This window comes from Mesorhizobium sp. B2-6-4, from assembly GCF_006441495.1.
In the GTDB taxonomy this organism is placed as follows: Bacteria; Pseudomonadota; Alphaproteobacteria; order Rhizobiales; family Rhizobiaceae; genus Mesorhizobium.
This window is the reverse complement of sequence record NZ_VFUE01000003.1, coordinates 390,610-401,653: the sequence shown is the minus strand read 5'-3', so window position 1 is coordinate 401,653 and position 11,044 is coordinate 390,610. Positions and strand designations below refer to the sequence as shown.

The following is an 11,044-nucleotide window of genomic DNA, read 5'->3' as shown; positions in this document are numbered from 1 at the left end:
GCCCGGCCGACCTGGGTCAGCCGGCTTTTGTCGACCGCCTCGCCGGCCTTCAGCGTCACGAAATAGTGGCTGCCGCGATCGCTGTAGAGGCTCGATGGCAATCCCTTGGCGACGAATGTCTCCAGAAGGCCCTGAAAGCTCGACGCCGTGCCTTCCTCCTCGATCAGGAAGGCCGAATAGATCGTGCTCGTCGCATCGTCCATCGTCACGATCAGGTCCAGCATCGGCTCACCCGCCAGCCATCGATGACGGCTGCCATCCTGATGCAGCATCATCCCCTCGCAAGGCTTCCTCTCCCGCTTGCGCCGGTGAGCACCGCGCCGCTTGGCCCGTTCCACAAGGCCCGCGGCGTGGAGCTGCGTCTTGATGAAGGTGTAGCCCCAGCTGAAATGGTGATCGCGCAGCAGGTGCTCGTGGAAATGCTTCACATTCCAGCCGAGGTAGCGATGACGGTAAAGCTCCAGCATCTCCTCAATCGCTTCCGCCGGCACCCGACGCGTCGAAAGCTTGCCCAAGCGCCGATCCAGCAACCCAGCGTCCCCAGCCTCTTCGTACCGGTCGCGGTAGCGTCGGAATTGCCGCTCCGACATGCCAAGCAACTCCCCTGCCTCCATCATCGAAAGATCGCCGCCATTCCAGCGCTCCAAAACGTCCCGAAACTTTTGCATTCTCCGGTCCTGTAGCCATGCCGTCCGCTTCATCCCCAGCCTCCATTCGCTGGCGATAAAACCGGACAACTCACGTGCTACCTAATCCGGACAACTCATGTGCTTACGACAGGATTGCCGCCTGCTCTTGCCTTCCACGTGGATTGCTATATAGACGCCGCCAATCTGCCGGTCCCAGCTGGGGGCTGAACGGAGGGCCGGAGGTTTTCGAAAACCTTCGCGTGAAGCCAGAAGCGCTTCCGCCTCCCGTGTCTCCGCTCTCGACCGTCTCGTCATGCTCCTTTCTTCCCCGCTCCTGGCGGGTCAGAGAAGTTGCAGAGGCTTTTGCCGCCGGGAACCGGGAGAGAAACGAAGAAAGGCGAAAAGACATAATGGCTCTTTACGAACATGTGTTTCTTGCCCGGCAGGACCTCTCGCAGCAGCAGGTCGATGCGCTTGTCGAACAGTACAAGGGCGTCATCTCCGCCAATGGCGGGTCCGTCGGCCGGGTCGAGAACTGGGGACTGAAGTCCCTCACCTACCGGGTCAACAAGAACCGGAAGGCATACTACACGCTGATGGATCTTGACTGCCCGCCGGCAGCGCTCAACGAAATGGAGCGCCAGATGGGCCTGTCCGAGGACGTGCTGCGTTTCCTGACCATCAAGGTCGATGCGCATGAGGAAGGTCCCTCCGCCATGATGCAGAAGCGCGAAGAGCGCTCGGAACGCGGCGGCTTCGGCGACCGTGACCGCGGCGACCGTGGTCCGCGCTCGTTCGGCGACCGTGATCGCGGCGATCGTCCGCCACGCAGCTTCGGCGGCGACGCCGGTGGCGATCGTGGTCCGCGCCGTCCGCGCGAAGGCTTTGAAGGGGGTGCAGAATAATGGTCGACATCAACCAGATCCCGACCCGGCGCCCGTTCCATCGCCGCCGCAAGACCTGCCCGTTCTCGGGCGCCAACGCGCCCAAGATCGATTACAAGGACGTGCGCCTCCTGCAGCGCTATATTTCCGAGCGCGGCAAGATCGTGCCGTCGCGCATCACCGCCGTCAGCCAGAAGAAGCAGCGCGAGCTCGCCAAGGCGATCAAGCGCGCCCGCTTCCTCGGCCTGCTGCCCTACGTGGTTCGCTAATCCTTGACGCGGGCGGCTCCGCCGCCCGCTTCTGTTCCACGGCGACGGGCGCCGCTGGATTACTCATCAAATCCCGAGTTGAGGTCAAAAGCCTCTAACTGCCGCGACAGGCAGGACAGCGACACCGGCGGCAACGCCCTTTTGCTTCCTGACCTGTTCCAGAGAATTCGGCACCGATCCCTTGATTGGCGCCCTAACGAAAGGAACAAAACCATGGAAGTCATTCTTCTCGAACGCGTTTCCCGCCTCGGCCAAATGGGCGATACCGTCAAGGTCAAGGACGGCTTTGCCCGCAATTTCCTGTTGCCGCAGGGCAAGGCGCTGCGCGCCAACGAAGCCAACAAGAAGAAGTTCGAAGGCCAGCGCGCGCAGCTCGAAGCCCGCAATCTCGAGCGGAAGTCCGAAGCCTCGCAGGTCGCCGAACAGCTCGACGGCAAGAGCTTCATCGCCGTTCGCTCGGCCGGCGAGACCGGCCAGCTCTACGGCTCGGTGTCGACGCGCGATATCGCCGACCTGCTGACGGCAGAGGGCTTTTCGGTCAACCGCAACCAGATCCAGCTCAACCAGCCGATCAAGACCATCGGCGTGACCAATGTGGCGATCGCGCTGCATCCGGAAGTCGAGGTCACGATCACGCTCAACATCGCCCGCACGGCCGACGAGGCCGAGCGCCAAGCCAAGGGCGAGACGCTGACCACCGCCGAGGCCATCTATGGCGAGGACATCAACGACAATGCCCGGCCGGAGAACTTCTTCGACCCGAACGCCGAGTTCGAGGGCGGCGAAGAGAACGCCTGATATCGGCGCGGCGCGCCTGCCGGCGCGCCGCATTCGCTTCGGCCAATCAGCTCCGATCAGACTGGCAGCTCCGATCAGACTGGCAGCTCCGATCAGACCGGCAGCTCCAGTCAGACCGGCAGTTCAAGTCAGACTGGACCAATGCCCGGGTTCACCACCTGGGCATTTTTGTGCCAAAAGGAACTTTTCGAAACCCTATATATTGATGCAGAGTAGGACAGCCTGTCTGACCGAGAGGGGACATTTGGGTCATGAATATTCTGTTGAAACGCGTTCTCGACCGCCTGGTGCGCACAGGCAATCTCAAGGTGACCGGCCCACAGGGCACGACATTCGTGTTCGGTGACGGCAGCGGCGAGCCGGTGCACCTGCACATCAAGACCAGGCACGCCGAGCGCGCCATTACCTTCGATCCGATGCTGGCCGTGCCGGAAGCCTACATGGATGGCGAACTCGACATCCTCGAGGGCGGCGTTCTTGGCCTGATGCGCATCGCTTTCCAGAACATGGGCAGCGGCGGCATCGACGCGACGTGGTCGAAAGCCATCGAAGGCCTGCGCCACGCTTTCCGCCGCCTGCAGCAGATCAACACCGCGTCGCGTTCGCGCCGCAACGTGCAGCGCCACTATGATCTGTCGGGCGACCTTTACCGGCTCTTCCTCGATGAGGACATGCAGTATTCCTGCGCCTATTTCGAGCAGCCCGACATGACGCTGGACGAGGCGCAGGCAGCCAAGAAGCGCCACATTGCCGCCAAGCTCAGGCTGAAGGCCGGGCAGACGGTGCTCGACATCGGCTCCGGCTGGGGCGGGCTAGGCCTCTACCTCGCCAAGGCCTTCGACGTCGACGTACAGGGCGTGACACTGTCGACCGAGCAGCACGGTGTCGCCACCGACCGGGCGCATGCCCAGGGCCTGGAAAACCACGTTCATTTCGAGCTGAAGGATTACCGCGAACTCAACGAACGCTTCGACCGCATCGTTTCGGTCGGCATGTTCGAACATGTCGGGGTCAACCATTACCGCACCTTCTTCGACAAGAGCGCGACGTTGCTGAAGCCTGATGGCGTCATGCTCCTGCACACGATCGGCCGCTCCGGCGTGCCGTGGGCGACCAGCGCCTTCATCCGCAAGTACATTTTCCCGGGCGGCTACATTCCCGCGCTTTCCGAAGTCATGCCGGCGATCGAGAAGTCAGGCCTCGTCGTCACGGACATCGAAATCCTGCGGCTCCATTATGCCGACACGTTGAAGCATTGGGGCCAGCGCTTCGCCGTCAACCGCGACAAGGCCAAGGCGATCTATGACGAACGCTTCTGCCGCATGTGGGAATTCTATCTGGCAGCCTCGGAAGCCGCCTTCCGCTGGCAGGATCTGGTCATCTTCCAGATCCAGCTTGCCAGGAAGAACGACACCCTGCCGATGGCGCGCGACTATATGGTCAAATGTGAAAAGGCGCTCGAAATGCGCGACATGGGCCATCGCGAAGCGGCTCCGGTCGAAGAGGCCGCCAAGCCCGCCCGGCGCCGCAAGGTGGCGGAATAGGAACAGACCGCTTTGCCGCATTGGCGCTTGCCATTCCCGGCTCGTGCCCTGAAAAAGGCCTCGTGATCGTCGCGAGGCCTTTTTCATGACCTACCTCCTCTATGCAGCCGCGGCGCTCGCCGAGATCGCTGGCTGTTTTTCGGTGTGGGCGTGGTGGCGGCTGGAGAAATCGCCGCTGTGGCTGCTGCCAGGTTTCGTTTCGCTCGTTCTCTTCGCCTGGCTTCTGGCCCTGGTCGACACCAGCGCGGCCGGCCGCGCCTATGCCGCCTATGGCGGCATCTACATCGCGGCGTCGCTGGCCTGGCTTTGGTTGGTGGAAAGCGTGCGTCCCGACCGGTGGGACCTTGCGGGGGCGGCGCTCTGCATACTGGGTGCCTCTGTCATCCTGCTCGCACCACGAGGGGCATGAGCCGTGGAACTGCCCGCCCCGCTTCGACAGGCCGTCGACCGTGCCCTCGAAAACGTGCCGCTGCCGGTGCTCAGGCAGGCGGCGAAAACCCTGTCGGACCGTTACCGCGCCGAGATGCGCGACGGCCGCCTGCATATGGCGCAGGATATGGCGGTCAAGGCTTATCTGGCGACGCGGCTGCCGGCGACCTATGCCGCCGTCCGCGCCAGCCTTGACGCGGTGAACGAAGCCCAGCCGGAATTCGCGCCGAAAACCCTGCTCGATGTCGGCGCCGGCCCGGGCACCGTGCTTTGGGCCACGGCGGACCTGTGGCCCGATCTTCAGCATGCCGTTTTGCTGGAGGCCAGTGCTGCGGTGCGCAAGGTCGGCGAGGCGCTTGCCGCCGATGCGATCGCTGCCCGGATCGCCTGGCAGACCGGCGATGTGACCATCGACCTTGACGGTTCGCAGCCGGCGGACCTCGTCACCTGCGCCTATGTGCTGGACGAGATCACACCGGCATCACTGCCCAAAATGGTCGATCGGCTGTGGCAGCTCACGACAGACACGCTGCTGATCGTGGAGCCGGGCACGCCGGCGGGCTGGCAGCGTGTTCTCGCGGTTCGTCGGCAACTGATGGAAGCGGGCGCGCATGTACTGGCACCTTGCCCGCACGAAGCCCCCTGCCCGCTCATCCCGCCCGACTGGTGCCACTTTTCGCGGCGCGTCGCCCGCTCGCGCCTGCACCGGCTGGCCAAGGACGCCGAAGTGCCATGGGAGGACGAGAAGTTCATCTATGTCGCGGCTTCGAGGCAGCCGGCGCCAGTCCGCGCGGCGCGGGTGATCGCGCCACCGAAAACCGGCTCGGGCAAGGTGGCGCTCAAGCTTTGCCGGCCGGACGGCAGTGCCGGCGAGACGCTTTTCAGCAAGCGTGACGGTGAACTGTTCAAGGCGGCACGGCGGTCGGACTGGGGCGATGTGCTCGATACAGCCTAGGGATTCGGGTGACGATTGTTCTTGCTTTGTTCCAAGCCGTCGCGTAGAATCAGCACCTTGTCGAGTCAATCGGAATCAGGGCACGGGAATACTGTCCTGTGGACGGTTTTTTGTTTCTGTGAACAGTGGGCATCAAATCTGCTTGGGTGATAACTGTTGCAGATAAGTCAGCACTCAATTTTCCGATTCTGATATCGAGAGACCGGGATCGAAATCGGGGACATCATGGCAGAGGCAGCGCGGAAATTCGGCGTGGCGGAGCAACCGCTCTATCGCGAGGCGCCGAACAACATCGAGGCGGAACAGGCGCTGCTCGGCGCGATCCTGGTCAACAACGATGCCTTCTATCGCGTCTCCGACTTCCTGAAGGCCAGCCACTTCTACGAGCCCCTGCATCGCAAGATCTTCGAGATCGCGGCAGAGCTCATTCGCATGGGCAAGGTGGCAACGCCGATCACGCTGAAGACCTTCCTGCCGGCCGACGAGAAGGTCGGCGACATGACGGTAGCACAATATGTCGTGCGCCTGGCGGTCGAAGCCGTCACGGTCGTCAACGCCGCAGATTACGGTCGCGCCATCTATGACCTTGCGACGCGTCGCGCCCTGATCACCGTCGGCGAGGACATGGTCAACATCGCCTATGACGCGCCGGTCGACATGTCGCCGTCCGAGCAGATCGAGGATGCCGAACGGCGCCTGTTCGAGCTGGCCGAAACCGGACGCTATGACGGCGGCTTCGAGAGCTTCACCGACGCGGTCAAGACCGCGGTCGACATGGCCAACGCCGCCTACATGCGCGACGGCCACCTGTCGGGGCTGGCCACCGGCATGCGCGACCTCGACCGCCGCATGGGCGGCCTGCAATCGTCCGATCTGATCGTCCTTGCCGGCCGTCCGGGCATGGGCAAGACGTCGCTCGCCACCAACATCGCTTTCAACGTCGCCGAGGCCTATGTGCCGGCGCAGCAGGCCGACGGGTCGTTCAAGGCGGCGAATGGCGGTGTCGTCGGCTTCTTCTCGCTCGAAATGTCGTCGGAACAGCTCGCGACCCGTATCATCTCCGAACAGACGGAAATCTCCTCCTCGAAGATCCGCCGCGGCGAGATTACCGAAATGGACTTCGAAAAGCTGGTCGCCTGTTCGCAGACCATGCAGAAGATTCCGCTGTTCATCGACCAGACCGGCGGCATCTCGATCGCCCAGCTCTCGGCCCGCGCCCGGCGCCTGAAGCGCCAGCGCGGCCTCGACCTCATCGTCATCGACTATATCCAGCTGATGCAGGGCTCCAGCGCCAGGGCCTCGCAGAACCGCGTGCAGGAAATCACCGAGATCACCACCGGCCTCAAGGCACTGGCCAAGGAGCTCGCGGTGCCGATCATCGCGCTGTCGCAGCTCTCGCGACAGGTTGAAAGCCGCGACGACAAGCGCCCGCAGCTCTCGGACTTGCGCGAATCCGGCTCGATCGAGCAGGACGCCGACGTCGTGATCTTCGTCTACCGCGAGGAATACTACCTCAAGAACCGCGAGCCGAAGCTCGGCACCGACGAGTACATCAAGTGGGAAAACGAGATGAACGAGATGCGCGGCAAGGCCGAGGTGATCGTGGCCAAGCAGCGTCACGGACCGACGGGCACGGTCACGCTAGCCTTCCACGGCGAATTTACCCGCTTCTCGGATCTGGCGGAGGAACATCATATCGCGGAAAGGTTTGAGTAGCTTTTTTGACTCACCGTCACGCTCCGTCAAACCCCCTCTGTCCCGCCCACCTATCCAGCATCGGCGATCCCGAAGCAGGCCTCGCTAATGGCTAAATCCCGCGTCCAGTTCATCTGCCAGAACTGCGGATCGGTGCATCAGCGCTGGGCCGGAAAATGCGACGCCTGCGGCGAATGGAACACGCTGGTCGAGGAAGGTACGTCCGGCGGCATCGGTTCCGGGCCGGCCAATACGCGCAACGCACGCAAGGGCCGCGCGGTGGTGCTGACCACGCTTTCCGGCGATATCGAGGACGCGCCGCGCATCGTGTCGGGCATCGGTGAGCTCGACCGCGCCACGGGCGGCGGCTTCGTGCGCGGCTCGGCGCTGCTGGTCGGCGGCGATCCCGGTATCGGCAAGTCGACGCTGCTCACCCAGGCTGCTGCTGCCCTTGCCTCGAGGGGCCACCGCATCGTCTATGTCTCGGGTGAGGAGGCGGTCGCCCAGATCAGGCTGCGCGCGCAGCGCCTCGGCGTCGCTTCCACACCGGTCGAGCTTGCGGCCGAGACCAATGTCGAGGATATCCTTGCCACGATCGCCGACGGCAAGCGGCCGGACCTGGTGATCCTCGATTCGATCCAGACGCTGTGGACCGACCTCGCCGATTCGGCGCCCGGCACCGTCACCCAGGTGCGTGCGGCCGCCCAGGCGATGATCCGCTATGCGAAATCCACGGGTGCTGCGATCGTGCTCGTCGGCCATGTCACCAAGGAAGGCCAGATCGCCGGCCCGCGCGTCGTCGAGCACATGGTCGACGCCGTGCTCTATTTCGAGGGCGAAGGCGGCCATCACTACCGTATCCTGCGCACCGTCAAGAACCGTTTCGGCCCGACCGACGAGATCGGCGTCTTCGAAATGTCGGACAAGGGCCTGCGCGAGGTTGCCAATCCTTCCGAGCTGTTCCTCGGCGAGCGCCATGCGAAATCGCCGGGAGCGGCGGTTTTCGCCGGCATGGAAGGCACAAGGCCGGTGCTGGTCGAAATCCAGGCGCTGGTCGCGCCCTCCTCGCTCGGCACGCCGCGCCGCGCCGTCGTTGGCTGGGACGGCGCCCGGCTGTCGATGATCCTGGCGGTGCTCGAGGCGCATTGCGGCGTGCGCTTCGGCCAACAGGACGTCTATCTGAACGTAGCCGGCGGCTACCGCATTTCCGAGCCCGCGGCCGACGTGGCGGTGGCGGCCGCACTGGTTTCCTCGCTCACCGGTCTTGCCCTTCCCGCCGATTGCGTCTATTTCGGCGAAATCAGCCTTTCTGGCGCCGTGAGGCCGGTTGCGCATGCGCAGCAGCGTCTCAAGGAGGCCGAAAAGCTGGGTTTCGCAAGCGCGGTTCTGCCCTTGGGCAGCGAGGAACTTGCCGGAGGAATCGGGGCCGGCGCTTTCCAGCCCACCGAGCTCGCCGACCTCGTGGCGCGCATAGCCGGCTCACGGCGCAGCCGCGCCAACGACGAAGAATGACGGGCTCACCTGGTGGTGAGCGACAGGGAGTGGGGCGACAAAGATGCCGATAACGCTGCTTGACGGAATTCTCGTCGGCTTCACCCTGGTCTCGGCGATGCTCGCCATGGTTCGCGGCTTTTCACGCGAGGTCCTGTCCATCGTGTCCTGGGCGGCGGCAGCCGCGGCGGCGTTCTTTTTCTACAAGCCCGTGCTGCCCTACCTGAAACCCTACATCGACAATGAAAAGATCGCCATGGCGGCCTCCGCCGGCGTCGTCTTCATCATCGCTTTGATCGTCGTCAGCGTCATCACCATGAAGCTCGCCGACTGGATCATCGATTCCCGCATCGGCGCGCTCGACCGCACGCTCGGCTTCCTCTATGGCGCCGCCCGCGGCATTCTGGTGGTTGCCGTGGCCCTGCTGTTCTTCAATTGGCTGGCCGGCGCCAAGGCACCGGCCTGGGTCACGGAGGCCAAGTCGCGGCCGCTGCTGGAACAGATCGGCGCCAAGCTTGAAAGCCTGCTGCCCGAGGATCCGGAAAACGCCATCCTCAAGAAGCTCAATCCGAATCAGCCGGCCGCCGAAACGCCCGCCGCACCGGACGCACCGGCCACGGATGCCCCGGCGGGAGGGGACGATGCCAATGCGCCGGCTCCTGACGACAGCGATGCCGGAACGCCTCCCGCGGACAACGCACCGGCCAATCCGGCCCCGGCGGCGCCGGCGAATTGATGAGTGATCGGGCGCCGCAGAACAGGCGCCCGAGACTGGCGGTGATCGTGAACCATCGCCGGGCGCGTTGCTTTTACGACGCTGTCGCCTTATATGGCGATTTTAGCGGAGCTTGAGCCCCATGGCAGACGCAGACCACGTGCTTTCCGCGGAAGCTGACGATCACTTCCACGACGAATGCGGCGTGTTCGGCATTTTCGGCCGGCAGGACGCGGCGGCCATCGTCACGCTCGGCCTGCACGCGCTGCAGCATCGCGGCCAGGAAGCGGCCGGCATCGTCTCCTACGACGGCACCCAGTTTCATGTCGAACGCCATGTCGGCCTGATCGGCGACACCTTCACCAAGCAACGCGTCATCGACAGCCTGCAAGGCAATCGCGCCATCGGCCACACGCGCTACGCCACGACCGGCGGCGCCGGCATGCGCAACATCCAGCCCTTCTTCGCCGAACTGGCCGATGGCGGTTTTGCCGTGGCCCATAACGGCAATCTGACCAACGCCATGACCGTGCAGCGCGCGCTGCAGAAGCAAGGCGCGATCTTCTCCTCGACCTCCGACACCGAGACGCTTCTGCACCTCGTCGCCACCAGCAAGGAGCGCGATCTCAACTCGCGCTTCATCGATGCGGTGCGCCAGGTCGAGGGCGCCTTTTCGCTGGTGGCGATGACGGCCAAGAAGATGATCGGTTGCCGTGACCCGCTCGGCATCCGCCCGCTGGTACTGGGTGACCTCGACGGTGCCTGGATCCTGGCCTCCGAAACCTGCGCGCTGGACATCATCGGCGCGCGTTTCGTGCGCGACCTGAAGCCAGGCGAGATGGTCGTCGTTACCTCCAAGGGCATCGAGAGCCTGTTCCCGTTCGAGCCGCAGAAGACCCGCTTCTGCATTTTCGAATATGTCTATTTCGCACGCCCGGACTCTTCGGTCGAAGGCCGCAACGTCTACGAGGTGCGCAAGCGCATCGGCGCGGAACTCGCGCAGGAAAATCCCGTCGAGGCCGACATCGTCGTGCCGGTGCCGGATTCCGGCACGCCGGCGGCAATCGGCTTTTCGCAAGCCGCGGGCATCCCCTTCGAGCTCGGCATCATCCGCAACCACTATGTCGGCCGCACCTTCATCCAGCCCGGCGATTCGATCCGCCACATGGGCGTCAAGCTGAAGCACAACGCCAACCGCCGCATGATCGAGGGCAAGCGCGTCGTGCTGGTCGACGATTCCATCGTGCGCGGCACCACCAGCCAGAAGATCGTGCAGATGGTGCGAGACGCCGGCGCCAAGGAAGTGCATATGCGCATCGCCTCGCCGCCGACCAGCGCCTCCTGCTTCTACGGCGTCGATACGCCGGAAAAATCGAAGCTTTTGGCATCACGCATGTCGATCGAGGAGATGGCCGAATTCATCCGCGTCGATTCGCTCGGCTTCCTGTCGATCGACGGACTCTATCGCGCCGTCGGCGAGGCCAACCGCGACAACGAGCAGCCGCAATTCTGCGACGCCTGCTTCACCGGCCAGTATCCGACCCGCCTGCTCGACTTCGAAGGCCACGACAATGTGCGCACGCTGTCGCTGCTGGCGACGAGCGGCGCATAGGATTGCCGCACTGCCAGTTGCCA

11 protein-coding genes are annotated in these 11,044 nt (G+C 64.0%); 10 read left to right on the top strand and 1 reads right to left on the bottom strand.

Annotated features, from left to right (window positions below):
• The coding region (locus FJ426_RS06555; RefSeq protein WP_181176919.1) for a helix-turn-helix domain-containing protein at positions 1-668 on the bottom strand (668 nt) is incomplete at its 3' end.
• A gap of 371 nt (positions 669-1,039) precedes the next feature.
• Between FJ426_RS06555 and rpsF the strand changes: the two genes are divergently transcribed.
• The 10 genes from rpsF (at position 1,040) to purF (ending at position 11,021) form a co-directional block, all read left to right on the top strand.
• The gene (rpsF, locus tag FJ426_RS06550; RefSeq protein WP_140494463.1) at positions 1,040-1,534 is read left to right on the top strand and encodes a 30S ribosomal protein S6; all 495 of its coding nucleotides are present in this window, start codon (positions 1,040-1,042) and stop codon (positions 1,532-1,534) included.
• Positions 1,534-1,782 (top strand): 30S ribosomal protein S18, encoded by a 249-nt coding sequence (gene rpsR, locus FJ426_RS06545; RefSeq protein ID WP_006203718.1) that lies wholly within the window; start codon positions 1,534-1,536, stop codon positions 1,780-1,782. Before rpsF ends, rpsR begins: the two co-directional genes overlap by 1 nt.
• A gap of 213 nt (positions 1,783-1,995) precedes the next feature.
• Positions 1,996-2,580, top strand: coding sequence for a 50S ribosomal protein L9 (gene rplI / locus FJ426_RS06540; RefSeq protein WP_140494465.1), 585 nt, complete (start codon positions 1,996-1,998; stop codon positions 2,578-2,580).
• A 251-nt stretch (positions 2,581-2,831) separates the two neighbouring features.
• Complete coding sequence (locus tag FJ426_RS06535) at positions 2,832-4,124, top strand: cyclopropane-fatty-acyl-phospholipid synthase family protein (RefSeq protein WP_140494467.1); 1,293 nt, start codon at positions 2,832-2,834, stop codon at positions 4,122-4,124.
• A gap of 85 nt (positions 4,125-4,209) precedes the next feature.
• On the top strand, positions 4,210-4,533 hold the full coding sequence (locus tag FJ426_RS06530; protein ID WP_140494469.1) for a YnfA family protein: 324 nt from the start codon (positions 4,210-4,212) through the stop codon (positions 4,531-4,533).
• A 3-nt stretch (positions 4,534-4,536) separates the two neighbouring features.
• Positions 4,537-5,508, top strand: coding sequence for a small ribosomal subunit Rsm22 family protein (locus FJ426_RS06525; RefSeq protein ID WP_140494472.1), 972 nt, complete (start codon positions 4,537-4,539; stop codon positions 5,506-5,508).
• Between the two features lie 225 nt (positions 5,509-5,733).
• Positions 5,734-7,224 carry a replicative DNA helicase gene (locus tag FJ426_RS06520; RefSeq protein WP_140494474.1) on the top strand — a complete coding sequence of 497 codons (1,491 nt, stop codon included), beginning with the start codon at positions 5,734-5,736 and terminating at the stop codon, positions 7,222-7,224.
• Between the two features lie 87 nt (positions 7,225-7,311).
• On the top strand, positions 7,312-8,715 hold the full coding sequence (gene radA, locus FJ426_RS06515; protein WP_140494476.1) for a DNA repair protein RadA: 1,404 nt from the start codon (positions 7,312-7,314) through the stop codon (positions 8,713-8,715).
• Positions 8,716-8,758: 43 nt separating this feature from the next.
• Complete coding sequence (locus FJ426_RS06510) at positions 8,759-9,430, top strand: CvpA family protein (RefSeq protein ID WP_140494478.1); 672 nt, start codon at positions 8,759-8,761, stop codon at positions 9,428-9,430.
• Positions 9,431-9,551: 121 nt separating this feature from the next.
• On the top strand, positions 9,552-11,021 hold the full coding sequence (gene purF, locus FJ426_RS06505; RefSeq protein WP_140494480.1) for an amidophosphoribosyltransferase: 1,470 nt from the start codon (positions 9,552-9,554) through the stop codon (positions 11,019-11,021).
• Positions 11,022-11,044 lie beyond the last annotated feature (23 nt).